Here is a 24,828-nt window from a genome sequence, read left to right as displayed (position 1 = left end):
TTGGACAATAAATCGGTGGGCTGAATACGTCGTTATCAGCCCAATATGATAGATTTTATATAAATAATTCCCCCGTATGGTTTTATCACTGATCGGCGGAGTATCTGTATGGCAGGCTCATCCCTTCCAGAGGACGAACCGACTGATGAAGTGGGCGGGGCGGTCGATGATATGGCGACGCTTGGCGCCTTGTTGGGCGATACGTACCGTGGTGAACTCGATCGGGAGACGACCTGGCGCTCACGACTTGATCAGACGACGACCTGGAGTGTCACTGTGATGGCGGCGATCCTGACGTGGGCGTTCTCCAGTGGAGACAACCCTCACTACATTATCTTGATCGGTGTCCTTGCGGTCGGGACGTTCCTCTCCATCGAAGCGAGGCGCTATCGCGACTACGACGTCTATCGTGCTCGAGTTCGGTTGATACAGGGGAACCTGCTCGCGAACACGCTCAACCCCGAAACAGGGGTTGAACACGAGAACTGGCGGGCCAAACTCAGTGAGGACTACCAGCGGCCGACGCTGAAGGTGACGACGTTCGAGGCGCTCTCGAACCGACTGCGTCGGATCTATCTCCCCTTGCTGACGGTCCTCGTCCTCGCCTGGGTGTTCCGGATCACGGCGTTCGTCCCTGCAGAGGAGTGGCTTACGACGGCATCGATCGCTGCCGTCCCTGGATGGATAATCGTTGGGATGCTCGCAGTGTGTTACTCCGGAGCAGTCGCTATCGCCTACTGGCCGCGGGATCGGGAGGCGATGGGCGAGTTTCGGGAGGGCGAGGCTGGCGAGTGGAAGACGAACGAGCGGGAGTAGATCAATGCTCTTCTGAAACTCTTCATAGTTGTCACTGGGGTATGGCCATCCAGTAGCGTCTAACCGCCTCCCACCACTCTAGGAGTGGCCACAGTATCGGTTCCATCATGAGATTTTGCATTCGTTACCAGTGGGGGAGGTCTCACCTCCCTCTGTGCATACCGCATTCTCGGCAAGTCCCTTGATCGCACGACGAAGTCGTTCAGACACTGCTTGATGAGAGATATTGAGCTTCTCGGCGAGCTGTTCCTGCGGGATTTGTCGAGGAATATCAAAATAGCCATGCTCGACTGCCATCCTGAGAACCTCGAACTGCTCTTCAGTGAGACCAAATCGTGCTTGCTGTATATTGCTCATGTCATAAATACGAGTAACATCAAACTGGAGGCCATTGTTCTCGGCATGCTCGTAGGCTGCTGAAATATGGTTCCTCTCTGGAAAGAACACGCGAAGGTGCCATCGATCGTCAAATGCTGTCGCCTGTTGGACGGTCCCACCCTGTTCGATAACCATATTTCCGACGAGTTGGGCCTCATCAGTCCATTCCATTCGGTAGAATCGCTGGTCCTCGAGCGACATAAGGTGGTCAACCTCTGTTACCGTCGGATCATCCTCTAGAACGCTTGTCAGTCCCTCAAAATCACCATTAGAGGCCCAAACGAACGGCATGAGATGGTCCGTATCATGCGCGACAACCCGATCAATCTGGAACACCATCTCGGGAAGTTCCAAAAGGGTCCTGCTGAGTGCGAATTCCTCGGCTGGAATGGTAAACTCAACTATTGTCGCCATACCCGTGTAGTTATTTCTACTGGTAAAAGAAGTTAACTCGAAGCCAGTGATTTACTACGGAATAGATAAGATTGCGTATTGAGATAACCCCACCTTCGTTCGGTATTTACAAGCCCAATTAGTTACTTCTCTCTCACGATTACTGTCGAATCAGTGAGTTGAACCGAGTATCCGTATGCTGTGAACGAAATGGTGACCGTCCCGGTATCTGTAACGAGGGAATCAAGTGATTGCGGATCAACGTATTCATAGAGTGGGGAGACCTCCGTAACGACTGTGTTGTCTATGGCGGCGATCGTATAGGCAACTGCGACACTTGGTGGTGTTTCCGACCAGTCAAATTCCTGTCTGGCTACCTGATTCTGGGTGCAGGAGGAACTCATAGCGCATTAACCACATCTTCGTACAAATCTCTTTTGCTTGAGTGAATAATTCTTCGCTCCGGTGGTAATTTCTCATTGCGTTTTCTGATATTCACTATGAACGAGAGGATCCTTTGACTCATTATACATCCCACTCGCCGTCAGATCATTAGTGCCCTCCGTGATTACGAGGCACCGATCGAGGGTACTCTAATCGATTCAGATCTTGATTTCGAAATTATCGACGAAGAAATGGCTCAACGCCGACTAATCACGATAATTCATATTCACCTTCCGAAGGGCGTCGTCGGCCGTCGCGGTCGCCTTGTAGCTGGCTTTAGTCCTGAAACATCCTCGATCAACTGAAGGAGTTTCAGGCTCTGCATCTGGTTGCGGATCTACCGGGATGGTGGTTGACCTGCTTGACGATGTCCTGGCTTCTAACCGCGTCTTCGAGCTTGTTATAAAGATCCACCAACTCGCAGAGCGATTTTTGGCTTGTCGTCGGAACAATTGATGACAGAGAGTCTCCTCACGAAGACAGCAGTTCCATTGTTTCGATCTGTTCCTGGTAGCGATTACGAATCGTGACTTCAGTGACGCGGGCAACGTCTGCAACTTCTTTCTGCGTTTTCTTCTCGTTGCAGAGTAACGACGCTGCATAGATCGCGGCAGCTGCAAACCCCGTTGGTGACTTCCCTGAGAGCAATCCCTTCTCGGCCGTGGTCTCGATGATCTCCTTGGCTTTCGCCTGGACGTCTTCGCTGGCCTCCAACTCCGAGCAGAATCGCGGGACGTACTCCACCGGATCAACTGGCCTCATCTCCAGAGAGAGTTCGTTAGCGATGTACCGATAGGTTCTCGCGATCTCTTTTTGTTCGACTCGGGAAACGTCGGTGATTTCCTCGAGACTCCGCGGGATACCCTCTCGGCGACATGCTGACTCGATGGAAATTCTGCTATCCCATGAGAGCGTGAAACAAGTATGGGACGCAAGAGACCGAGCTGTATGCCGTGCCCGAGAGCACGTGGTGCTGACTGGTCCGAGTGCGTAGGAAGCCGAGTCCTGGGCAGTACAGCCCGACTGCCGCCGGGAGCGGCAGTCGGGAAAGCCCGCATAGGTGCATCTCTGTTTCACGCACCGGCGTTCCAAGGTGAGTCCAATGTTCATTGGAATCGACGTACACAAACGGTACTCACAGATCGCAGTATTGGACGAAAACGGTGAAATCGTCGAAGAGGTTCGCGTCGAAAACGCGAACCTCGACGACTTCGCCCAGCAGTACGCTGGGTCAAAAGCCGCCATAGAAGCAACCAGCAACTACTACCACATCCATGATACGCTTTCAGAGTATCTGGATGTGACCGTCGCTAACCCTGGCGAGTTAAAACTGATCTCTGACTCAGACAAGAAAACTGACCGTGTTGATGCAAAACAACTCGCTCGGATGGTTCGGTTAGGCTCAATTCCTGAAAGCTACGTTCCAACCGACGAGGTTCGACAAGCCCGCGCACTTGTGCGCGGGCGTCAGAAGCTTGTTGAAAACCGAACCGAGTACGCAAACAAGATCCATGGCCTGTTGAGTGACCACGGCATCACTCGGGAGGTGAAGCCGTTGAGTGTGGAGGGACGAGAGTTCCTGGCGGAACTCTCGCTCCCGTCACCGTGGGATGCGTTGTTGGAGTCGTATCTGGAACTTATTCAGGTGCTCACTGAGCAGATCGAGTCATTAGAAGCAGAAATCGAGGAGCGGGCTGGGTCTCTGAAGGAGACCCAGCTCCTGATGACGATTCCCGGCGTGAGTTACTTTACGGCGTTGACGATTTACGCGGAGTTGGGAGAGATCGATCGGTTTGATCGTGACAAAGAGGTCGTAAGTTACGTCGGATTGAACCCGATAATCCGCGAGTCTGGCGACTCGCGGTTTGAGGGAAGCATCTCGAAACGAGGATCAGGACGAGTCCGATGGCTGCTCGTTCAAGCGTCGTACTCAGCGGTACATACGTGCGAAGACGAGTACCTCAGCCGGTTTTACAACCGGTTAGCTCGAAAGAAGAACTCGAAAACAGCGATTGTCGCAACCGCCCGGAAGCTGCTGGTTTCAATGTATCACATGCTGGACCGTGAGGAGGTGTACGATCCACCAGGGGTGAGTGCCTGAGCGCCGCCGGGGCGGCGCTCATTGGCCGGCTGGTGGTGGCGTGAGTGACGACTCTCGCTAACATGAAGTCTTCCGCCTGATGGTTGGTACAGTAGCCATCGGTTCGCCGGCTGTCGATTCGACGCTAAAACCCGACAGCAAGTCCTCGTCGCCCGAAGAATTATCTTGGCAAGCGTGGTTTGGTCAGTCAGCAGAATTTCCATAGGTGCATACAGTGAGCTCGTTGCGACGCCCTCGATCGACCGGCCCCGGATGAGATCTTCCGCGAGCGCTCGTCGATAGATGACACTCGCCACTTCGCGAACCGATTGAGGAACCCCAAGAGCGCTCGCCATTCGATCAGTTTCAGTAAGTGCGAACTGAAGATTCCGCTCACCAGCGTCTTTGGTTCGAATGCGTTCTTGCCATTTGCGAAGCCGGCCCATCCGCTGACGTTTGTCCGACGAGAGCGATCGTCCATAGGCGTCTTTATTCTTCCAGTCGATGGTCGTCGTCAAACCCTTGTCGTGCATCGTCTGGGTGGTCGGTGCCCCAACCCTGGATTTCTCGTTCCGTTCGGTCGCGTTGAACGCTCGCCACTCTGGTCCATGGTCAATATTCTTCTCATCAACAACTAATCCACACTCTTCGCAGACGATCTCACCCTGATCGCCACTCATGATGAGGGCGGTCGAGCCACACTCGTCACAGGTTTGTTCGTCCTGTTTTTCGGCCTGCGTCGAGTCTTTCTTCGTTTCACGTTGGCGGACAGGTCGTTCCATGTTACCAAGGACACCATTCTGAAGAACCTTAAGATCTCCTTTCGAGTAGATACTATTATCATTATATTATCAGAGCTTGATGGCGTACGTCTGCTGTGGCAGGTACAGGCATCACGCTCTCGCCGCTGGCGCTCAAACCACAGGTGTGGATGATCCTCCGTCTGACACTGCGGATGACGACGAGCCGCGGATCCTGATGGAGTGGTCGTTGTGGGACGATCGAGACGACGAACAGACCGGCCGCCGTATCAGCGCGGTCCCGCACGATGGTCAAAAGGGAGCGTGGAAGGCGATACTCGAAGTCCAACCCCATGCCGAGTTCTGGGTCGAACGAGCCACGATCGGGTATGGGGAGTCACCGGATAATTTCGACGTCGTCAACCCAGAAGAGAAGATCGTGGGATAACCGATGAGAGAGGGACAGGTACAGGTTCTCATCAATTTCGGAGTCCTCGAGGAGGCGGTCAGCATCTCGGCGCCAACAAAGAAGCGGTCGCAGAGTCCTACGGCAGGGACATCATTCGGTTTGCGGTCGCGACATACCTCGTCTCAGCCCTGATCGTTGCTGCTCTCGTACCCGAGATCGTCGGCTTATTTGCTGACGACCCGACCAGTCCCCGATCGCGGTCAGTCTCGTCTACGCGGCCTGCGTCGCGGTTATCTTTCAGGGTGTTGCGGGCGCGGCGGCTGGCCCCCTTGATGCAAGCGGTGACACGCGAGTTCCGTTCGTCAGCCAGTTCATTGGGATGTTCGGTGGCTCGATCCCCCTTGCCTATCTCGGCGCGACGACCGACCTGGGCTACTGGGGGCTCTACTTCGCCTTTCTCGCAGAGACGACCGTCCCCGCAGCGATCAACTACCTTCGGTTTCGGACCGGCAAGTGGAAGGCGATCAGCGAGAGCTACCGGCCCGAGACGGCCCCCGCCGACGATTAACAGTGTTTTCTGACCTCGAACTGCCTCTCTCTTCTCATTATTCTCTGGTCATCAGTCGGTCTTGATTGGCTGCTCGTGGTCATCGATTCGAGCGAAAAAGCCGTCGACGTTGTCGAGGGCGCTGGAGATTCGTAGAATTCTCGAGACGACTCGCTCACAAACGAACCCTAATTCGACAGGACAAAGCCACAGTCAAGATCAATGGTGCCACTCACCTTTGCGATGATGCACTGCTTGTAGCACTGCTCCAACGCTTGTGTCATATCCGACGGGGAATCCGGATTGTCGTTGGTGAGGTGTGGCACCCAGTCGTCGTTCACCAGGTAATATGTCGCGAATCGAGTGTCTTTCAGTATCTCCCAGCCGTCCTCGTTTTCCAAGCGGTTGCCGATTTTCGCTCGGATCCCATCGGTTTCATCGATTGTTTTGATTCCGTTGTGAAGATCGGCATCTGAAAGGTTGTGGTCATCTGCGATTCTCTCAACGATTCGATCCGGAATCGGATGGTCGTGATCATCGATTGCGCTCATGCACGAATGATCGGCGGCTCTCACCATAACATCTCGGAGCCATCCAACGTCACTCAAGACGGCCCCTGCTGAGTATGCTCGCTATCCCGTAAACTGGTACCAACGCCTTCGTTCTCGAGAGGGGCACAAACATCCGAATTCGGCTCGCGACACGTTTTGCTCAAGGCCTCGAATTCGAGATCGGGGTCCGTCTAATTTCGTATTAGTGTGCAAATCTCTGTTGAGTCGGGTGACGAACTCGGGTGAATGTCGTCAGCCTCCTAGAGGTCGTCGTTCGGAAGTGTGGCAGGCAAATCACGTCGATGTAGACCTATTGCCGTCGAAATAGATACCCAAGTGGACGCCATCCCCAGTGACTCATTGATACGAACGTTTTATCGACTTTCCGGAAACGATCAGATGAGACAATGGTGATTCGTCCTCCCTCTGTCGCCGCCTACGAGATGAATTCCTTGATAACCCGGCCTTCGGCTCGATGGAGGACACCACTAACTGCCGATTGATTGACCCCCATTGTTTCTGCAAGTTCGACGAGCGTACAGCCGCGAGGGCTGTCGTAGTACCCTCGTTCAACCGCTTCCGTGATGACCTCTCGTTGGCGCTCAGTCAGAAGTTCTTTCGAGTCGTATGAGTGAGTCAATGACCGTATCTCGTACGGAATGTTATCCGCCGCTAACTCGGTCGTTAACTCCGATAACTGCTCCTGTGAGGTCACTTGTTCACCGGATGCCCACCCATCTTGGATACTGATCGGGAATCGCGGAAGAATCCCCTTCGAACGCCTCGCTTCATACGTTGACGGCATCGGAAATTCCAACTGAATCAGTACCAGCTCGTCGTCGGAATGGAGCACGTCGTATGAGCGTACCTCCGGCGCGTCGTCGAACCGGCGAACGATGGCGTCCCCATCCACTGTCGTAACTTCGATCAGTTCGAGCACGCCATCGTCTACGGGCTGGCTCGTCAGGATCGTGAACTCGGCGTCCGGAAAGTCGGTCGAGACACCAGCTAGCCAGTTGTCGTCATCTGCACCGATTTCGACTTGCAGGCGTACACGAACCATATCACCGGGGTTGGCTGGCGAGTGGTTTAACAGGATTCCTATTCCTTTGAAAAAGTGAATATATTCACGAGAGAATCCGTAGTCTCACCACGCATAGCAGACTCATGCCTCTCGTCAGAGACAGGCACAGATAGCTATGAATGAACATTCGCCCGAATTGCGTGGGGTAAGTCGATTATGAGCACGATTGAAACGGCCATCCCTCTCGTGCAGGGATTGCTCGGATTCATCATGCTAGCTGCGGGCAGTGCGAAGCTACTCGGTATTGACCTCGTGGTAGAGGATTTCAACCGATATGGCTATCCAGGGTGGTTCCGATTCGTTACTGGTGTTATCGAGGTATGCGGAGGGCTCGGCTTACTCGTCGGTCTCGTGTTCGCGCCGATTCTCACTGTGTTCGGCGGACTGTTAACAGTTGCTACGATGGCTGGGGCTATCCTGACACATCTCTTCCGGGTTGATGACCCGCTCTGGAGATTCGTTGGCCCATCGGTCTATCTCACAATCGGACTCTTCGTAACGGGATTCCATCTGTTATCGTTTTAACCAGCGAAGTGCGAGCAACAGCACGTCCTCCGATTATGGGTGGGACGGGTGTCGTAAGCACGGTTCAAGCGGGATAGTTGCCCGATACCTACACGGGAATAGATATTTTCTGAATAATCGGTCGCGAGGCGGCCTTTACAGGAGTATCGACCGGATGAGCTTCGCTTCTGCTCGTCGAAGATGATCCCCAACCGTCCCCCGCGAGAGTCCAAGTTCAGTCGCTAAATCTCGTTGTGTTGCCTTACGAGGGATATCATAGTATCCTGCGGCGAGTGCTGTCCGGAGGATTTCGTTCTGCCGGTCCGTGAGTTGCCTCGCTGGGGAATCCATGTCGGGGTAATAGTCTCCCGTGCGTTCGAGGGTTACATCTACCTCGTCAGAGAAGCCAGCAATCAGTTCCTGCAGAGCTGTCTCTTCGCCAAAGAGCGTGACTTGTAATCCAGTATCAGTCTCTCTTATCGGCCAGTCGATACTGACCGGTTCGGTATCGATACGTTCGAGAAGGGCGATTTCAACCTCGCTGGGCTCGTAGTGCATATACGCCAGCCACGTCTCACCACTGGTCACAGTGACAGAGATGACCTTAGGTAACTCATCCTCTATCGTTGCGAGTGACTCAGCATCACCTCTGAACTCTGCGATTCCAACAACGCTCCCGTCATCGAGAAGATTGATGTAGTGTATTGCTTCCTGAGTCGCGACGAGCGTGCCGTTGATCCAGACCTCTCGCGGATCGGTGACGCCTCTCTGGAGTCGCTGGTCGTTCGTTGACCCGATGTGTTCCTCCAGAGAGAGAACGACGGTACTGTACCTCATTCTCGTCAGTGTTCACCACCTCAGTTGAGCTGTTGGATCCGTCTCGAGGCAATCCCCAGAAAGAAGCGCTCGTACGGATCTCATACCAGGTGGGACACTGAGTTCACTAATAAAGGACGGGTGCATGCTCGGCACCACACTCGTGGATACACGGTTCCTCTTCTTCTCTGATGGAGAATCAACGTATCCCCAGTTGGAACGTAAAAGCAGCCGTATTGACGATCCTCGGCGGTATTGTTGCTCTTCTTGGGACGTTATGGGGCGTTCAGGGCCTCGGACTTGTCCAGATAGACCCGATCCTGTGTATCGAAGACTGCGAACCAATCACAGGACGTTCTGTACAGTGGTCGGTGATTGGCACGATAACGGTACTCGTCGGCACTGTCATCATCTGGGCAGGGCGACAACACCTCTATCGATGATCGAGGTCTACCAACCCACGAATGAAAACCCAATACTACACCGCAACGAGTATCGACGGGTATCTCGCTGACGAGGACAACTCGCTTGACTGGCTCTTCCAGTTCGGAGCGATCGAGGAGATTGAGGGTGTCCAAGACGACTATCCGCAGTTCGTAGAACAGGTTGGTGCAGTAGCTATGGGATCAACGACGTATGAGTGGCTCCTCGAGCACGAAGACCTGCTGGAGGACCCGGAGCAATGGCCGTATGAGGTCCCGGTTTGGGTGTTCACCAGTCGGAACGTACCGCTAGTCGATGGGGCGGACATCCAGGTAGTCCACGGGGATGTTGCGCCCGTTCATGCGGAGATGGTCGAGGCAGCAGGTGGCAAGAACGTCTGGCTCGTCGGTGGCGGTGATCTGGTCGGACAATTTCACGATCACGGTCTCCTCGACGAGATTATTATGAGCGTTGCTCCCGTCACGCTCGGTTCGGGGGCGCCACTCCTGCCTCGTAAGATCGTCACCCCGCCGCTGAAACTGGTTGAGGTCGAAAAACAAGGCGATATCTTTGCGGTGTTAACCTACGAAGTTCAACACTCCAGTGAAGAGTAAACTTCCCCATCCACTACCACTTTGGGCATCCCTCACAATGAACAATGTTAACTATCGACGTGGTTTATTAAAGGTAGCCAGCGTTAGTGAGAACCATGAGCACTCTTAGCAACATGACACAAACGGACGCTACCTGTACCAACTGTGGAACTGTCCGCCGCGTTCGGATTTGGCCGGATGACGAACTGCGTGCTGTCGGAAATGGCGGGGAGTGTGGATGCGGAAGTCGCTCATTTGAGTGACCTGCCCCGAACCATTTGAAGAGGATGCAGCAATCTCGAGCGAGAGTAGAGCTTTCCACTCTCGACGAAGCGCGGAGCGCCAAGTTGGCCACTCGAAAATCTGTGATGGTCTGCGACAGTATTACTGTAAATGAGGGCGCTAAGATCCCTTCCTCAAGCGTGAGCGAAGCGAGCGATAGGAGAGGATACAGCGCCCGCACGTCTTGTTTTCGTTTGAATCGGCACGCTTACTCTTCGTACAACTCGACCGAAATCGTTTCCGACTGTGATCGTGTTCGCTCGACCATCACCATGGACGACCGATGGAATGATTTCGAAGACGCACTCGAGTCAGGGGAGTCGGATCGAGTCAACGAAGTCGTCGATGAAATCAAAGAAATGGATCTCGACGAACGGATCCAACTGTTCGAAGTCTGCTTCGACGATCTGACCGGCCTTTATGCGGAGAGCGGTGACGGGTACATCCGACAGTCGACCGTCCGCGTGGCAGAACGGCTCGTGCCCGGAATAGCGCTGGTTTTCGCGGTGACAGACGACGACCGCTCTCTGACCCTCGACGTCGAGGGCGTTCGTCAACAAACCGACGACGCGACTGGCTTCTTCTTGGAGGCGATGACGGACGAAGATGGTCGAGTCAGAAACTCCGCCAAACGGGGGCTGAAAGACGTGTTCAGGACGTACGATTCGCTCGAGGACGAGGAGACGATCGAAGCACTCGCAGTCGAACTCGAGGAGATGGCAACCGATTACGCCGACAAGCGACAGGAACACCTCCTCGACGCGAAAGCGGACGCCGAGTTCTTCCTTCAGTCGGGTTTTGGCCGGCTCCTCGAAGGGTTTCAGAAGGAGTTTGGAGACTCGATCAACAGATGATCTCGAACGCGTCGATGGTATACTCTTGTGAGTAGTCCAGGGCGACGTGATCACACCGAGTAGCTCCTCTGGAACGCCCACGAACCTTGTGCAACATTTCCGGTCGTATAGTGCTCGAGTGTTGCACAAGGCTCGGGTGCTGACGATAGCCGCCAGTTACGTTCGCTCCTGCTCGCAAGGGCTCCGAGACGGTCCACAATCAACGAGAGTCAGTCTTGGACTCAATACGAGTATTTACTCTCCCTCCGTGTGCTCTCCAGGTGCAGGGGAGGTCGTCCGTCAGGGAATTGGAGAACCGACCCTGCGCGTACGTTGTCCGGGTGGATCCTTCCCCCCGCCCGGCCAGTCGCCGCGAGCGTCTCCGGCACCCTATGCTTATAGGAATTGTAGGCGAGAATACTACGCCGTTTACGGCGTGGATGAATCGCCGTCTTCATCTGCTCAAACGTCCGAATCGGAAGGCTTAGGTGCCCCACGGACGCATATCTATTCGTCGCCGCGACGGTCTCCCGTCGCGTCTCGACGCTCCACAAACTGGCAGTTGACTCGGTGTTTGCCTCATCAAATAAGTAAGCCCGTGGAACGCGGACCGACGCAAAACAACCAAGTAACTCCGAGTCCCGTGCGGGATAGGAGTAACGGCGGCGTGGCACCGCCACGAGTTCGTCGGACTCGAAACCGTACGCTCCCAACGAACCGCCCTTTTGGTGGGCGTGGGAGGCCCGCGTCTTCAGGCGCGGAAGGATGTCACCTCCTCTTTGGCAGTGAGAGACAGTCCTAGTCGCGTCTCAACCTCGTAGGATAGTGCTCACGTTCGCACGGAAGCGAAGATGCCCTCACCGACCGGAATAACGCTCGTTTCGAACTCCGGATCGTTGGTAACATGAGTGTAGTACTCAGCGATCCCTGCCAGCGATGAGCCCTCATCAGGAGAGTGTGTTCCGTCCAGTGCGACTCGCAGGTCCGCAGGGGACATCGCATCCCCCGAATGAAGGACGTTGTCAGCGACGATCATCCCGCCCTGAGAGACCTTCTCGCGTACGGTCTCGAACCCATCGAGGTACCGCTCGTTCTCGTGGTCGAGATGGACGAGATCGAACGGGCCATCGTATCGGTTGACCACCTCGAGGGCGTCTCCGCGCTCGAAGACCGCCCGATCAGCGTAGCCACCCTGCTCGAAGTACGCACGTGCCTGGTCGAGTTCCTCCTCGTCTACCTCCGTGAGGACGATTTGCCCTGCAGGCCCGATCGCGGGTGCCATCCAGTAGGCTGAATAGCCGAATCCCGAGCCGAACTCGAAGACCGATTCCGCGTCCATGAGCCGGGCACAGAGTCGGAAGAACGCCCCGACTTCGTGTCCGACCGTCGGGAACCCCTCGCGGTTGGCTTGGTCTTCCATCCGTTCGAGGACCGGATCGTCTGCCGGATTCATGAGTGTGAGAAGCTCATCAACGTCGACCGTATGTAGCATCGACATTGACAATGACTATACAGCGCAGAATCTTTACTATATCCGAATACACGAGAAGCCTGTTCTACTGAACGTCAGTTATCGCACTTGCGAGTACCGGGGATCGTCAACACCTTTCGTGGACCTGCACCAGTGGGATAGCCAGCGCTACACTCTGGAGAGTGCATGACATTGTTCCAAAACACTGACGACGACGAAACCGAACTCTCGAGCGGCGCGCTCGAGGACGCACCAATGTCGATGGGCGATCCGATCACCGCGGCGGCGACGATGTCGGTGATTTACTCGTGGTACAACTTCTACGTGAAAGGCGACAAGGAAACTGGGATTTTTGTCGGACTCTGGGCGCCGACCCTGCTCGGCGCGGCGAGTTATCTTCAGCAAAAAGAGATGTACTCGAAGCTCAAGGAAGGGTTCTCGTTCGGTCGATAACGCCGACCGACAAGTTCGCAAAACTAGGAATCGGCGCTCTGCAGTCTCGATTTCCTGATCTAGTTCCGAGAGGCTCCATCCAATGATTCCGGCACCCGCTGGAGTCCCACCGGAAGCATGATCGAAGTTGTGAGATCAGCTTCGGTCCCGGTCCGGATGGTAAACCACATGTCCTCCATGTCGAACTCACTCTCAACGACGTCGAACTCAAGTTTGAGAAATCTGCATTCTTGTTGATTATCGACCTCTATATAAACCACTGGAGTAGTCAGGGCCACAAAGCAAGCAATCAGGAGATGTATCACTGGATAGGATCGATCCGGGTGGCCGCGCATTGTCGGCCCGGTACCTTTCCGTTGCACCCATGACTAATACCCAACTAGCCAACAGTGGCGGTGCCTCGCTCGCGTCTCGGTCGCCCGACCGAACGGAAGGTTCCGGTCAGACAGGAGGTGAGACGGCATGACGACCGTCACCGAACTCGCCCTTACCTCCGATGAGGTCGCGCTCGCCGAGACGTTCGAGGCGCTGCCTGACCTCGAAATGCGGATCAAAAGCATCGTCGCCGAGGGGTCCCAGCAAGCGATGCCACTCGTATGGATCGCCGGCGAGCCCCGACCGGAGATCGAGGACGCCCTCTCGAACGATTCATCGGTCGCGGAGTTCGACAGCCTCCTCGAGGACTCCGAGACTGATGAGAACCTGTACCGGATCGAGTACGCCGCCGGAGTTAGTGACATGTACTCGGCGATCTTCTCGAACGACGGGACGATTCTCGACGCGCAGTGTTCGGCCAGCAACTGGACGTTCCGCCTGCTCTTTCCCGAGCGGGACCTCCTCTCAGAGACGGTGTCGGAACTCGAAGACCAGGGAATCACCGTCGACGTCAAGCGGATGGTCAAGGCCGGCCGCAACGCTGACCTCGAGGAAACTGCAGCACTCACCGAGCCCCAAGAAGAGGCAATCAACGAAGCCTACGACCGGGGCTACTACGACGTTCCCCGCCGGATCTCCCTCGAGGATCTGGCGACCGAAGTCGGTATCTCCCATCAAGCGCTCTCCGAGCGTCTCCGCCGGGCAAACAAGGTGCTCGCCAGCGAACAGATCGGCGAGCCCGGTCGGGACGGGATCGCTCACTAACGCACTGAGCGTTCGCTGACGACCGAATGGATTCCAGAGACCGATCGTGAACAGTTCCTCGAAGACGAGATAGAGGCAAGCCTACGAACGGGGCCAAGTCGCCGCAGTAACTGGCTCGTTCAGGCGATACACGTCCAAAGGTGTTCCTCTACGGTTCGACCACATCGAAATCATCGGGTGAGTCTCCAAATCCGAGAGTGGCCTGTTCGACCCAGAAATGGGCGTGTGGTTGCATTTCAAGGATTGCCTTCCACGCTCCTTCTGGACCACCATTTGGGACGACTCTGATTCGCCGGCCAGTCTGTTCGTCGTCCCGATCGTCCCATAATGACCACTCCATTAAAATTCGCGGTTCACCGTCATCCACAGTGTCGGATGGAGGGTCAGCCACAGTGATGATTCGACAACTAGAGGTGAGAACGTGTTGCTTGTACCTGCCAACGAGATCATAATATCTAATGAAGGTGCATGAAAAGTGTAAGGTATATAACATTCCTTTATGCATGGTCTTCACAGATACATCGAATTACCTTGGATCACATAATTGATACAGCTCCCTTGTGAACGTCCATTATGAGAGTTCTCGTAACAGGTGCAACAGGGTTCATCGGTAGTCGTCTCATCCCTACACTTCGCGCTCGTGGGCACGATGTCGTTGTGTTGACGCGCGACGCCGATGGCTATGATGGCCCTGCTGACACTGTCTACGAGGGGAACGTCCTCGAAGCAGGAACTTTTGAGCATACACTTTCGGATATCGATGCGGCGTACTATTTCATCCACTCGATGGGGGCAGGCGATGACTTTGCTGAAAAAGATCGTCAGGGGGCAGCGAATTTCGAGCGGGCCGCTAGTGATGCCAAGGTCGACCACGTTATCTATCTTAGTGGTCTCGGTGACGAGGACGACGATCTCTCGAAGCATCTCCAGTCTCGCCGGAATGTCGAACGGATTCTTGAGGCAGGAAATTTCGAGGTAACAGTTCTCCGAGCAGCGATCATCATCGGGGCGGGAAACGACAGTTTCGAGATTGTAAGGCAACTTGCGACGCGACTACCAGTTATGGCTACACCTCGCTGGGTACGCAACGATTGTCAACCGATTGCAGTCGATGATGTCATCACGTATCTCATCGGTGTTCTCGAACTACCCGACATAGCGGGCGATACCTTCGAAATCGGTGGGCCTGCGGTCCTCACCTATCGTTCGTTACTCAAGCGTACTGCGGCCATCGTTGGACGACCGGCGTATATCATCCCAGTGCCAGTATTGACACCACGACTGTCGGCGTACTGGGTCAACCTCGTGACGGACGTTCCGAGCGATCTCATCCAACCACTCGTAAAAGGACTAGAGAACGAGGTCACGGCCAATGATACAACGATACGTCGGTATCTACCTATCGAACTCACGCCTATCGACGAAGCCATCAACCGGGCAATCGACGGTGAGGAAGAGATGTCAGCACTTGTTGCTCGCGTCGTCGCGAAACTTGATGACACAGCCGTTGAACTCGAATAGCGTAATTGAGGTAACGACGGGGACTTGACGCGGCCCATCAAATGTCTCTGTATGACTCGAATGTGGTGTGTAGACCCGGAATTATTGTGTCGTCAGCATCTCCTTGGAGAACACAAGGAACTCCATCAACTCGTCGGGCATATCCGAGCCGAACACATGAACGCAGTCAAAGGTCACGCCGATAAAGGGCAAGTCGATACTTCTCGCATCGCAACTCGACATGAGAGCCTTGTCGGGGAGATGCACAAGCGCGGGTACAATCACAACTCCCCTCTTGAATACGACGATACTCTTGGATTGGGAGAGATCGACGAACAAGCGAATCTCGATGACCTGGCCGCCCGCTGTGACGCATGTCGTGACCGAATCGAAGCAGCACACCGATAGTTGGAGTTGGACAAAGCTGGCTGTCTGGAGCGAGTTCCACCCCCCATCTCTAATCGGAGTCGGCCTCCTATACGTAGGTATGGCGACCCATTCTCACGACCACGATCACGACGACCACGGTCATGGTGAGACCGAACCAGTCACGGACCGCACACACGACAACTCGTGGTCAGCCAACCTCGAGAAGCCGTAGTACGCAGACGGTCAATCGCTGTTAGTCATCTGAACTACGTCGAACGGAATCTCATCGAGATGGTTCCAGACGCTCGTAATGCGGATCGACCGATTCAATCAGACATGGATGGGGCGGTGAGCCAGCGCTGGAGTGATTGGCGTAACCTTTGCACGTTCCCGGTCTGCAAACCGGCCCTTGTCATCTCGTAGATCTTTATCTCGGCGACGGAGTGCTCAAACGTTGTGCAGACCACTCGGGCGCTGGCTCACCGCCTTCGTCCACTACTACAATCGACACCGACCGAATCAAGCGCTCAACAACTGCACCCCGGCCGAAGAAGTGGTCAATAGGTGACTAGACACTGCCTCCCCGGGACAGCGTCATGGAGCCAAACTCAAGGGACCAATTTCGGCTGCAGCTAAGAGAGGAACGAGCTACTCCTCGTATCCCTCAAGATGTTCGCCCTCTTCATTAAGGATTTTGAGCGTTTTTCCGTCGCCATTTTCACAGTTACAGGAGAAGCCGATTGGCTCGATCTTCCCATCTGGGGTGGTCCGGACAGGCATAATCGCCTCGCAGGACTCGCATACGGCTGCTGCCCGGCCTTTCTTTTCACGTTTTGTCATGGGCAGAGGCCTCTACACCATTGTTTGTGAGGATATGAGATAATGATTTCGCCCAGCGATAGTTGAGCTTCACCATGGAGCCCGACTCACGGACCCACTTCACGGACCTCCGCTTCCCTCGGGAAACACTCGGTGACTGCATCCAATAACTCCTCTACCCCCTGTTCTCCATGATATCGAACCGTATCGCTTCTGGAATCGTACTCAACGAGCCCAGCATCTTCGAGCCGTGGAAGCGTTGAATGCTGAAGATGGACCCTCGTTTGCTCTGTTTCGTCTGCCAGGGTGATTGCGGTCGCGAGTTCCTGTATCGAAATAGCGTTTTCCGTTGTACTGTCGAAGAACAACAGTAAAGAACGACAGTACGGGTCCGAGAGGATACTCAACACCCTGTTCACCACCTCATGTTGGTTGGAATGTTTGATGTGTAGTTTTCTCCCAGATCTTCCCTGCCCGTCAGACGCCTGTCAGACATAAAAATGAGGTATATTCGAGTGATAGCGTCGTCGACGTCATCGAGGAGGCCGGAGATCTGGCGGAGCTCTCGGGGGCTCCGCTCACTGTTCTGACCGTCGTCACCGAAGAGGAGTATCAGAACGATGCCGAGGTGCTCGGCGCCATCGCCGAGATGGAGGGCTCTTCGTACAGCGTCGAGCCGGCGACGTACGCTCAGGAGGTCGCCGAGACCGCTATCAGCGACCTGCTCGCCGATCGGGACGTCGAGACTGAGGCCGTCGGCCGATATGTCGATGACGACGGCGACCGCGCCGACGCGATCATTGAGGTTGCCGAAGAGCGCGGCTGTGACTACGTTTTCATCCTGGGACGCCGGCGCAGCCCGACGGGGAAGGCGATCTTCGGCGACACTGCCCAGGCGGTCATCCTCAACTTCGACGGCTACGTCGTTACCACAGCTCGATGACAAATTTCTTAGGGCTCTCACTCACGGGCCGATCACATTCAACAAATCAGCTGAGCGTGGGCCTTACGGTAACCCGAACCAGCAATTGATCGTCCGAAAGTTGAGGTCCACTCTGTTATGGCCAGAGACCTCGGACTTCGTGGGCTTCTCCGACTCGCGAGAGCGCGACGATGTAGGCCGCGTCTCGCCAGGTGACCTCTCGGTTCTCGAACTCAGTCCGAACAGCCTGCCAGGCTGACCGCATCTCTGCCTCAAGTTCGTCGTTGACTCGTTCGAGAGACCACGCCCGCCGGTTGATATCCTGAAGCCACTCGAAGTAGCTCACCGTGACCCCACCCGCGTTCGCTAAGATGTCGGGGATCACCTGAACGCCCCGCTCGGCGAGGATCGCGTCCCCCGTCGAGGTTGTCGGGCCGTTCGCGCCCTCAACGACGATATCTGCGGCGACCGCATCTGCGTTGTCCTCCGTGATGACGTTTCCAAGTGCTGCAGGGATGAGCACGTCGACGTCCAGGGTGAGCAACTCTTCGTTCGTGATCACGTCGTCGGCGTGGTCGGTGACGGCCTCAGGCTCCTCGTCGTGAGAGGGGACCGATTGGGTGTCGATTCCATCGGGGTCGTACATTGCACCATTGACGTCGCTTATCGCGACGATCGTGGCACCCCACTCCTCGAGCAGGCGGGCAGCGTTTGATCCAACGCTGCCATAGCCCTGGATTGCGACGGATGTCTCCTCAAGAGGACGATCGTAGTGTTCACAAACTAACTGTGTGATGATGGCAACACTTCGGCCGGGTGCCTCCTCGCGGCCTTCGCTGCCGCCGATCACCGGGGGTTTACCCGTGACGACGCCCGCGATGGTTTCGCCTTCCTGCATCGAGTAGGCATCCATCAGCCATGCCATCGTCTGGGGATCAGTGCCCATGTCGGGGGCGGGGATGTCGATTGTCGGACCGATGACGTTTCGTAATTCCTCGGCGAACCGCCGGGTGAGACGCTCCTTTTCGTCGCTGCTAAGTTGCTTGGGATCAACGGCAATGCCGCCTTTGGCTCCGCCAAAGGGGAGATCCATCACCGCACATTTCCAGGTCATCCACATCCCGAGACCAACGCACTCATCCCGGCTCACGTCGGGATGGTACCTGAGCCCGCCCTTGTAGGGCCCGCGGACACTGTCGTGGTGGGCCCGATATCCGGTAAACATCTCGACGGTCCCATTATCGCGCTCGATGGGGACCCTCACTTCATGGACCTTCGTCGGATGTTTCAGGCGCTCGACGATATTCGGATCGATCTCGAGGTGACCAGCGGCGTGTTGAAGCTGCCGACGAGCCGTTTCGACGGCTGGCTCAGGCTCGCTTGAGTCCGCAGGCGTCTCGGGAAGGCTGGATGGGGAAGCCATCGTTACTCAATGGGGGTCCACCGATTACGCATCGAGCCGCTACAGTCCGGACAAGTACCGGGGTTGTCCTCCGCGACGATGATGGTACCACACTCGAAACACTCGTAGGGGCTCGTTTCGTCGGAGTCGATTTCGACGTCTCTCATTATGATCAGGCCACCGGTCTGTGACCGGGGCTCGTAAAACAATACCAATTGTATAAGGGTATATCTGGGCGATGATAATCAAACCATTAGCGAAATTAGGGTTGATTATTGAACCCTGGCCTGAATCTGGGACGTTGAACGAGAACTCCACACTCACCGATCCGCGAGCAAACGGAAGCGAAGCGTCAGGGCGGGGTAGTTGACTAAGCTGTGGCAACTGGGGGCGATCCATCATCGAACAATGCTGTAAACAGCTTGTTATGGACGGTCCGGATATGGTTGTAGAACGCAGTTGGTGAGATGTCGAGGGCTGCCGCGACGTCCTGACCTGTGCTCTCGCGGGGTGATTCGAAAAAGCCGCTGTAGTATGCTGTCTGGACGACCTCAAGCTGGCGGTTGGTTAACTCACCAAGAGCTCCGGTAGAGGAACTGTCCTCGGGCGTTCGGTTTACTGTCCGCTTGGCACGTAACTTCACATCGTTGAACGCCTCTTGAATGAGCCTACTGATCGCCCGAAAGTCGACCGTCTCAGGCACATTGATCACGATTGTCGTTTCAGACGGCTCTGCAGTGGCTTCCCGGAATACGGCACCGTGATCGGCCAGATCCAGGGCGATGAACGGGGCTGTGACCTCCAACCGAAGGATTCCTTCTCCGTTGTCGGTGCTAATCTGCTGGACGGTCTCGACCCCGACGAGGTCGCCAGCAGCCTCTGTGACGGCGTCGACGTCCTCAACAGCGACGAACACGTAACTCCCCTCCGCAGTCTGCTGGATCCCTCCCCGGTAAGAGAGCCGACAGTCAGCATCGTGAGCGATTCGAGAAAGGACGAACCCTGGATCATTGACGGTAAACTCGAGACGGGTCATCGATGTCGTGAGCAGGGCATTCTTGCGTTCAATTGCACTGATTGCAGCGGCGATGGTTTCCCCGAGTTCGACCAGCACGTCTCGGGTCGTGCCATCGAACGCATTCCGACTGTCAGCGTAGACCGTCAGCACACCGTGGGTGAGGTCGTTGTAGACCAGTGGGAGGCTTAGTACTGACAGGTAGTCCCGAGCGAGGGCGTCCGACCGCCATGGCTCCTCACGAAGCCCTTTGGCGACGTTATCGACCGCTGTCACTGTCCCGGTCGCAGCGGTCCGACTCGCGGGCTCGGTCTCCGAGGACTCGGCGGGAAACGACCGGCTGTCGAGATATCCTTGTTCATTACCGGCCCAGGTTTGGGGTTCGAGATCGTCGCCATCTGGATCAACCGTCCCGATCCAGGCGAACGAGAAGCGGTCGTCGGCGGTCAGAAGCTCGGGGACCGCGTGATTGATCTCCGAACGTGTCTCGGCTTGGACGATCGCCTGGTCGATCTCTCGGATCGTCTCGTTGACTCGATTCAGATCGGTGAGCTGGTCATTCCGACGCTTCAGGGTTCGATCTTGTTCTCGAAGACGAGATTCTCGATTGACTCGATCGAGGGCTGCCTCCGCTGTCGCGGCGAGGAGATCTGCGAGCTCTCGGCGTACCTCATCAAAGACGCCGATCTCCGGGGAGCCAGCAACGAAGACGCCGTGGTCGCCGAGAGGGATATAACACGCACTTCGAAGGTCCGTTGCTGGGTTCTCGAGCCGTTCGTCATCGTGGACGTCCGCAAGAAACAGCGCCTCATCGGCGACGAAGCTGTGACTCGGAAGCGTCTCGCCGTCGGCGTGGACCGTCGGGAGCGGCCCGTTGAGTTCCTCCATCGCCGCTGATTGGGCCGCCGGACGGAGATCGTTGGTGTCGGCGTCGAAGAGGTAGACGGCGCTGGCCTCTACGTCGAGCACGCTGGAGGCATCGGCGACGACGTGCCGGGCGATTTCTCGGTGGGTTCCGGCGTAGAGGAAGTCTCGGGCGGTCCCCTGAAGGGTCGCCAAGGCCTCCTCGCGCTGTTTTCGCTTCGTGACGTCCCGACAGCTATAGAGGAGCGTCCCGCCTTGAATCGAGACTTCTCGGACGTTGACCAGCAGGGTGTGTTCTCGACCTGCTTTGTCGGTCGCCGTACACTCAATGTTTTTGAGGACACCTTTTTTAGCGAGTTTCTGCCGGTCGAAAAGGTCGGAACCAAGCAAGTCCTCAATCGTTCCCTGCTCACGGATCTCCTCTGCGGTGTACCCGAAGATGAAGTGGACGTTCGGACAGACGTAAGTAAACTCGCCGTTCTCGTCGGTAATGAGGACGGTGTCAGTCATGTTGTTCAACGTGACCCGGTGGAGTTCCTCCGAGCGCCGGAGGTCACGTTCGAGGCCGACCCGGTCGGTGATGTCAACGCCCTCGACGACGATTGAGACGATTTCGTTGCGTTCGTTCTCAACAGTGCGTACCGAGAGCTCGACGACACGGGGATCCTCGAGACGAGACGGTTGAGAAACGACCGCACTAGCGAACCCACCCTCACGGGCGTTTTCGACCAGTGATTCGATATCGTCTCCAGATTCCTGCCAACACGAAAGCGTCGAAAAAAGTTTTCCGACGACGTTCACAGCGTCGGCTTCGGCCATCCCGCGGGCTGTCTGGTTGAGACGGGCCACACTGCCATCAGGCTCTAAAACCCACGTCGCCGTTCGTGTGTCGTGAAAGACGGCGTCGAACTGCTTTGCGCGCTCGCGGCGGGTCGTCGCTCGGCGGGCCGAGCGGATGGCACGTTCGGTCCGCTCGAAGAGTTCCTCGATTCCGTAAACCGAGCCCCCGATCGGGACGTAGTCGGTCGCACCAGCACTGACTGCCTCGCTGGCGACGGCCTCGTCTCCATCTGCAGTACAGATGATGATCGGAAGCGTCATCGTTTCGGCTCGAATTGCTGAGAGTAGATCGGTCCCGCTTGTCTCCTCAAGGGCGTACTCAGTGACGAGACAATCAGGTGGCTCTTTAAGGGCCTCGTGAACTCCCTGGGCAGTGTTAACTGTCAATACGGACGCTTCGGTCTGTGTCCGAAGTTTCTCTTCGAACGTTCCTACCCACTCAGTCGTGCCAGCCAGCAAAACACGAGTGGAGTTTAAAACGGAATCAGTAGGTATCATAAGTGGCTCATTTCCGGTGACGGTGATACGATGTCGAGTTTATGTGCGAGTAGCACCTTGTCTCTGGGTATGCCTTCACTTGAAACGTTCGAGCAAACCTTCTGGGAGAGACACTCGAATCCAAAAAGCGGCTGGAGTCGTGTACTCGTGCTCCCTGCGCTTCTCTATGTGGTATATCATCGCAATTGGCGACTCGCGGTTGCCGTAATACTATTCACAGCTATCAACCCATTGCTATTCTCACCACCCAAGAGTGACGATGCGTGGATGACTCGAGTAGTGCTTGCCGAAGAATGGTGGACAGAAGAGCACGAACAGAGCATTCTCGGATTCTCGTATCCTAACGTTCTCAACGTGCTCAACATCCTTGTGACAGGATATGCCTTCGTCTCCGCCTATCGGAAACAACCGGTTAGAGCAATACTCAGTGGATTAGCGTCGATGATATTGAAGTTCTGGTATGTCGGGAGTCTCGTTCACCGTTACGACAGAAAACGTCACTCCTGAAGTAAGAGAATGGTATAGACGACCGCGCCGGCTACGATCCCGAGACTGACTATCACTGGGATCGATAGCACTTCGCGACTTGGTCCCAGACTCACATACCTGGCTGCGAGCATGACGAGCATTGCGAGCCCGAACGTCCCGTACACGCTTACCGCTCGACGAGTATTCACTTCGAGAGTGTCGAAGGAAACCGCAAGCCAGATCGTGACGACCAGCCCGGCCACCAACCCGACTGGGACTCCGTGGCGTTCGAATGCATCAAACGGACCCGAATTCAACCCGTCGTTAGTCTTTATTATGTCCCAGTAGAGAGTGCCACATGGTAACTTCCATGTCGGACACGCAAACCTCAGGGACCGTATTCCGATCGTCGCTCGGTAGTATTACCCTCGAAGGTCGCGCTCATCACCTTAGTGCATGGTTCGTGCTGGCGTTACGTCTCGTGATCGGCTTTGCGTTTCTCTATTCGGGGGTTGAGAAAGTCCTGGGTGGGTTCGGTGCACAGGGATATCTCGTGAATGCCGCCGGTCAAAACGGCAATCCACTGGAGGGGATGTTCCTCTGGATGGGACAGACTCAGTGGTTCGTCGACTTCGTCAACGTCGCCGTCCCGTGGGGAGAGGTCGCCATCGGCCTCGGGATCATCGTCGGGTTGCTCACCCGACTCGCGGCGCTTTTCGGTGCGCTGATGATGTTGCTGTTTTACTTCGGTAACTGGGATCTAGCCCACGGGCCGATCAACAGTGACTTCATGTACATGTTGGTCTTCCTCTCGGTCGCTGCGTTCGGTGCCGGACGCATTCTCGGCCTCGACGACTACATCGAACAATACGAAGTCGGTGGTCGGCCACTCATCGAGAAATATCCTCACCTCCGATATATTCTCGGCTGACCCTCCCATACGCATCCTCACACGAATCATCCGTACTTGACATCAGACATAGCGTTGCCTTAGGGAGTGATCAGATTCTTACCCATCGTGAACGGTGGCGGGGATAAGTCAGAGGAAGATTGCCTCTGGAGTATGGACTATTCCGACAGCAACGGTCCCGGCTAATCGTCTTGCTTAGGTCCTTGTGAATCCTATACATACTGGGGGGACGTTCCCCCATGCTCTTGAGCGGCGGTGGCCCCCACCTCACTCCACTGAGAGCATTACCGCCGCCGCTCACTTTTCACCTAACGTTCGGCCGACGTTCTCTGTTGTTGATGGTCGACGAGGCGAAAACGCTCGCCAGCGAGCTCGCCCTCGACTCCGGCGAGTAACCAGCGGGTGCTGCTCAGTCTCTTGATCATCCACATGAAACTGCGATCTGGAGATCAGGGCCGAGTAATAGCCTCGTGATCGGGATCGTTCTGAAGGCAGTCTTCACGTGGCAGCTCGACGGAAACCGGGAGTGACCGGAGGGACCGTTGTATTCGGACCTTCACGAAAACGTCATATATGTGAATCACGTGTACCTAATCGGTGCTCGGCGTGGTGCTCCAACAGTGGGGTTCTGCACGGTGTGGAGTGTTCCGGTCTCTTAGACAGGTAGAGATATGACTCGAGACCATCCCGATGAGAAGACGAGAGGGGTGGAGTCAGAATCGTCGGCCGAATCGAACTCGATCACGGGCTCACTTCGAGCTGACTGGACGGAATCGGGGCATCCAAGCCTCACGATCGTCGAACTCGTGGGCGTGGCAACTAATTGTGACCCGGACCAACTGCCGGCGTTACACGAGTACGTCGACGTCGAGGCGCTTGATGCCCTCGTGAGGAGTCCGCGTTGTGACTCACGTTCGTCGGTGTCGCTTCGTCTCTCGTTCGTCTACGATGGCACCCCGGTCACCGTCGAGGAGGACGGAACTGTAACCGTTCCGCTCGAGTCGGTGTCGCACGAATGCGAGTGAGACGACCCGAATACCATCCGCTTTCAGAGATCGTCAGGGGCACGGAAAGGAGGAGATGATTGGACAGATACTCACGGACATAAATACGTAAAGATATTTGGTGGATTGATGCTGTCGAGTGCAGCGAGCGCGGCATCCTGAAGTTCGTCCAGTGAGTCGAACAGGCGGTTACCGAGTACCTGATTGAGCTTCTTCCAGCAGTCCTCCGCGGGGTTCAGCTCCGGTGAACCCCGCGGCAG

The 24,828-nt window shown here is 55.7% G+C and carries 27 protein-coding genes and 5 pseudogenes; 16 read left to right on the top strand and 16 right to left on the bottom strand.

Annotated elements, in window-relative coordinates:
• The first annotated feature begins 108 nt into the window (after nucleotides 1-108).
• Nucleotides 109-816 carry a DUF2270 domain-containing protein gene (locus DVH23_RS20260; protein ID WP_114579198.1) on the top strand — a complete coding sequence of 236 codons (708 nt, stop codon included), beginning with the start codon at nucleotides 109-111 and terminating at the stop codon, nucleotides 814-816.
• 105 nt (nucleotides 817-921) lie between these two features.
• Here the strand turns inward: DVH23_RS20260 and DVH23_RS20255 are convergent, their stop codons facing one another.
• From DVH23_RS20255 to DVH23_RS20245, 4 genes and pseudogenes are all read right to left on the bottom strand, one after another.
• Nucleotides 922-1,608 (bottom strand): helix-turn-helix domain-containing protein, encoded by a 687-nt coding sequence (locus tag DVH23_RS20255; protein ID WP_114579197.1) that lies wholly within the window; start codon nucleotides 1,606-1,608, stop codon nucleotides 922-924.
• 122 nt (nucleotides 1,609-1,730) lie between these two features.
• Nucleotides 1,731-1,991: a HalOD1 output domain-containing protein gene (locus DVH23_RS23840; RefSeq protein WP_157972520.1), complete on the bottom strand. Its 261-nt coding sequence runs from the start codon at nucleotides 1,989-1,991 to the stop codon at nucleotides 1,731-1,733.
• A 352-nt stretch (nucleotides 1,992-2,343) separates the two neighbouring features.
• Entirely contained in the window at nucleotides 2,344-2,445 is a 102-nt protein-coding gene (locus DVH23_RS25340; protein WP_198668029.1) for a hypothetical protein, read from the bottom strand.
• A gap of 57 nt (nucleotides 2,446-2,502) precedes the next feature.
• Nucleotides 2,503-2,922, bottom strand: a pseudogene (locus tag DVH23_RS20245) (transcription initiation factor IIB family protein); the annotation flags it as partial.
• Between the two features lie 211 nt (nucleotides 2,923-3,133).
• On the opposite strand from DVH23_RS20245, the gene DVH23_RS20240 reads away from it, so the two are divergent.
• On the top strand, nucleotides 3,134-4,132 hold the full coding sequence (locus DVH23_RS20240) for an IS110 family transposase (protein ID WP_114579196.1): 999 nt from the start codon (nucleotides 3,134-3,136) through the stop codon (nucleotides 4,130-4,132).
• Between the two features lie 206 nt (nucleotides 4,133-4,338).
• Here DVH23_RS20240 and DVH23_RS20235 read toward each other — a convergent pair.
• A pseudogene (locus tag DVH23_RS20235) lies at nucleotides 4,339-4,893 on the bottom strand (transcription initiation factor IIB family protein); the annotation flags it as partial.
• A 79-nt stretch (nucleotides 4,894-4,972) separates the two neighbouring features.
• Here DVH23_RS20235 and DVH23_RS20230 point away from each other — a divergent pair.
• Together DVH23_RS20230 and DVH23_RS20225 are read left to right on the top strand one after the other, a co-directional pair.
• Nucleotides 4,973-5,299: a hypothetical protein gene (locus DVH23_RS20230; protein ID WP_114579194.1), complete on the top strand. Its 327-nt coding sequence runs from the start codon at nucleotides 4,973-4,975 to the stop codon at nucleotides 5,297-5,299.
• 56 nt (nucleotides 5,300-5,355) lie between these two features.
• Nucleotides 5,356-5,828, top strand: a pseudogene (locus DVH23_RS20225) (MATE family efflux transporter); the annotation flags it as partial.
• A 167-nt stretch (nucleotides 5,829-5,995) separates the two neighbouring features.
• Here the strand turns inward: DVH23_RS20225 and DVH23_RS20220 are convergent.
• Nucleotides 5,996-6,358 (bottom strand): hypothetical protein, encoded by a 363-nt coding sequence (locus DVH23_RS20220; RefSeq protein ID WP_114579193.1) that lies wholly within the window; start codon nucleotides 6,356-6,358, stop codon nucleotides 5,996-5,998.
• A gap of 436 nt (nucleotides 6,359-6,794) precedes the next feature.
• Complete coding sequence (locus tag DVH23_RS20215) at nucleotides 6,795-7,421, bottom strand: helix-turn-helix domain-containing protein (RefSeq protein WP_114579192.1); 627 nt, start codon at nucleotides 7,419-7,421, stop codon at nucleotides 6,795-6,797.
• Nucleotides 7,422-7,598: 177 nt separating this feature from the next.
• On the opposite strand from DVH23_RS20215, the gene DVH23_RS20210 reads away from it, so the two are divergent.
• Entirely contained in the window at nucleotides 7,599-7,967 is a 369-nt protein-coding gene (locus DVH23_RS20210) for a DoxX family protein (protein ID WP_114579191.1), read from the top strand.
• Nucleotides 7,968-8,102: 135 nt separating this feature from the next.
• Here DVH23_RS20210 and DVH23_RS20205 read toward each other — a convergent pair whose 3' ends face one another.
• A complete protein-coding gene (locus DVH23_RS20205) occupies nucleotides 8,103-8,783 on the bottom strand; it encodes a helix-turn-helix domain-containing protein (RefSeq protein WP_114579190.1) in 681 nt (226 codons plus the stop codon).
• A gap of 443 nt (nucleotides 8,784-9,226) precedes the next feature.
• On the opposite strand from DVH23_RS20205, the gene DVH23_RS20195 reads away from it, so the two are divergent.
• Nucleotides 9,227-9,799 (top strand): dihydrofolate reductase family protein, encoded by a 573-nt coding sequence (locus DVH23_RS20195; RefSeq protein WP_114579188.1) that lies wholly within the window; start codon nucleotides 9,227-9,229, stop codon nucleotides 9,797-9,799.
• A 266-nt stretch (nucleotides 9,800-10,065) separates the two neighbouring features.
• Nucleotides 10,066-10,914 carry a hypothetical protein gene (locus DVH23_RS20190; protein ID WP_232833854.1) on the top strand — a complete coding sequence of 283 codons (849 nt, stop codon included), beginning with the start codon at nucleotides 10,066-10,068 and terminating at the stop codon, nucleotides 10,912-10,914.
• 808 nt (nucleotides 10,915-11,722) lie between these two features.
• Here DVH23_RS20190 and DVH23_RS20185 read toward each other — a convergent pair.
• A complete protein-coding gene (locus DVH23_RS20185; protein WP_232833853.1) occupies nucleotides 11,723-12,385 on the bottom strand; it encodes an O-methyltransferase in 663 nt (220 codons plus the stop codon).
• A gap of 165 nt (nucleotides 12,386-12,550) precedes the next feature.
• On the opposite strand from DVH23_RS20185, the gene DVH23_RS20180 reads away from it, so the two are divergent.
• Entirely contained in the window at nucleotides 12,551-12,817 is a 267-nt protein-coding gene (locus tag DVH23_RS20180; RefSeq protein WP_114579185.1) for a hypothetical protein, read from the top strand.
• Nucleotides 12,818-12,876: 59 nt separating this feature from the next.
• On the opposite strand, the gene DVH23_RS24755 is transcribed toward DVH23_RS20180, so the two are convergent.
• Nucleotides 12,877-13,152 carry a hypothetical protein gene (locus DVH23_RS24755; protein ID WP_157972519.1) on the bottom strand — a complete coding sequence of 92 codons (276 nt, stop codon included), beginning with the start codon at nucleotides 13,150-13,152 and terminating at the stop codon, nucleotides 12,877-12,879.
• 127 nt (nucleotides 13,153-13,279) lie between these two features.
• Here DVH23_RS24755 and DVH23_RS20170 point away from each other — a divergent pair, with 127 nt between their 5' ends.
• The 4 genes and pseudogenes from DVH23_RS20170 to DVH23_RS24745 all read left to right on the top strand — a co-directional run.
• Complete coding sequence (locus DVH23_RS20170) at nucleotides 13,280-13,957, top strand: helix-turn-helix domain-containing protein (RefSeq protein ID WP_114579183.1); 678 nt, start codon at nucleotides 13,280-13,282, stop codon at nucleotides 13,955-13,957.
• Nucleotides 13,958-14,530: 573 nt separating this feature from the next.
• Nucleotides 14,531-15,478 (top strand): NAD(P)H-binding protein, encoded by a 948-nt coding sequence (locus tag DVH23_RS20165; RefSeq protein WP_114579182.1) that lies wholly within the window; start codon nucleotides 14,531-14,533, stop codon nucleotides 15,476-15,478.
• Nucleotides 15,479-15,529: 51 nt separating this feature from the next.
• Entirely contained in the window at nucleotides 15,530-15,865 is a 336-nt protein-coding gene (locus DVH23_RS25335) for a pyrimidine dimer DNA glycosylase/endonuclease V (protein WP_198668028.1), read from the top strand.
• 222 nt (nucleotides 15,866-16,087) lie between these two features.
• Nucleotides 16,088-16,394 (top strand): annotated as a pseudogene (locus DVH23_RS24745) (IS6 family transposase); the annotation flags it as partial.
• An 80-nt stretch (nucleotides 16,395-16,474) separates the two neighbouring features.
• On the opposite strand, the gene DVH23_RS20150 reads toward DVH23_RS24745, so the two are convergent.
• Nucleotides 16,475-16,666 carry a hypothetical protein gene (locus DVH23_RS20150; protein ID WP_114579181.1) on the bottom strand — a complete coding sequence of 64 codons (192 nt, stop codon included), beginning with the start codon at nucleotides 16,664-16,666 and terminating at the stop codon, nucleotides 16,475-16,477.
• A 442-nt stretch (nucleotides 16,667-17,108) separates the two neighbouring features.
• Between DVH23_RS20150 and DVH23_RS20140 the strand changes: the two genes are divergently transcribed.
• Nucleotides 17,109-17,588, top strand: a complete 480-nt coding sequence (locus DVH23_RS20140; RefSeq protein ID WP_114579179.1) for a universal stress protein — start codon at nucleotides 17,109-17,111, stop codon at nucleotides 17,586-17,588.
• A 115-nt stretch (nucleotides 17,589-17,703) separates the two neighbouring features.
• Here the strand turns inward: DVH23_RS20140 and gdhB are convergent, their stop codons facing one another.
• From gdhB to DVH23_RS20125, 3 genes are all read right to left on the bottom strand, one after another.
• A complete protein-coding gene (gdhB, locus tag DVH23_RS20135; RefSeq protein ID WP_114579178.1) occupies nucleotides 17,704-18,990 on the bottom strand; it encodes a glutamate dehydrogenase GdhB in 1,287 nt (428 codons plus the stop codon).
• 2 nt (nucleotides 18,991-18,992) lie between these two features.
• Nucleotides 18,993-19,136 (bottom strand): rubrerythrin-like domain-containing protein, encoded by a 144-nt coding sequence (locus DVH23_RS20130; protein WP_114579177.1) that lies wholly within the window; start codon nucleotides 19,134-19,136, stop codon nucleotides 18,993-18,995.
• Nucleotides 19,137-19,339: 203 nt separating this feature from the next.
• Nucleotides 19,340-22,186 (bottom strand): bacterio-opsin activator domain-containing protein, encoded by a 2,847-nt coding sequence (locus tag DVH23_RS20125; RefSeq protein WP_114579176.1) that lies wholly within the window; start codon nucleotides 22,184-22,186, stop codon nucleotides 19,340-19,342.
• A gap of 69 nt (nucleotides 22,187-22,255) precedes the next feature.
• Here DVH23_RS20125 and DVH23_RS20120 point away from each other — a divergent pair, with 69 nt between their 5' ends.
• On the top strand, nucleotides 22,256-22,693 hold the full coding sequence (locus tag DVH23_RS20120; protein ID WP_114579175.1) for a DUF6653 family protein: 438 nt from the start codon (nucleotides 22,256-22,258) through the stop codon (nucleotides 22,691-22,693).
• Here the strand turns inward: DVH23_RS20120 and DVH23_RS20115 are convergent.
• Entirely contained in the window at nucleotides 22,684-22,917 is a 234-nt protein-coding gene (locus DVH23_RS20115) for a hypothetical protein (protein ID WP_157972518.1), read from the bottom strand. The genes DVH23_RS20120 and DVH23_RS20115 overlap by 10 nt on opposite strands.
• Before the next feature lie 95 nt (nucleotides 22,918-23,012).
• Between DVH23_RS20115 and DVH23_RS20110 the strand changes: the two genes are divergently transcribed.
• Entirely contained in the window at nucleotides 23,013-23,585 is a 573-nt protein-coding gene (locus DVH23_RS20110; protein WP_114579173.1) for a DoxX family protein, read from the top strand.
• 650 nt (nucleotides 23,586-24,235) lie between these two features.
• Nucleotides 24,236-24,589, top strand: a complete 354-nt coding sequence (locus DVH23_RS25330) for a HalOD1 output domain-containing protein (protein WP_394342647.1) — start codon at nucleotides 24,236-24,238, stop codon at nucleotides 24,587-24,589.
• A 71-nt stretch (nucleotides 24,590-24,660) separates the two neighbouring features.
• Here the strand turns inward: DVH23_RS25330 and DVH23_RS20100 are convergent.
• Nucleotides 24,661-24,828, bottom strand: a pseudogene (locus DVH23_RS20100) (IS630 family transposase); the annotation flags it as partial.

This window comes from Saliphagus sp. LR7 (assembly GCF_003344565.1).
Lineage (GTDB): Archaea > Halobacteriota > Halobacteria > Halobacteriales > Natrialbaceae > Saliphagus > Saliphagus infecundisoli.
Note: the sequence above shows the minus strand (reverse complement) of the source record. Positions and strands in the feature narration are given on the sequence as shown.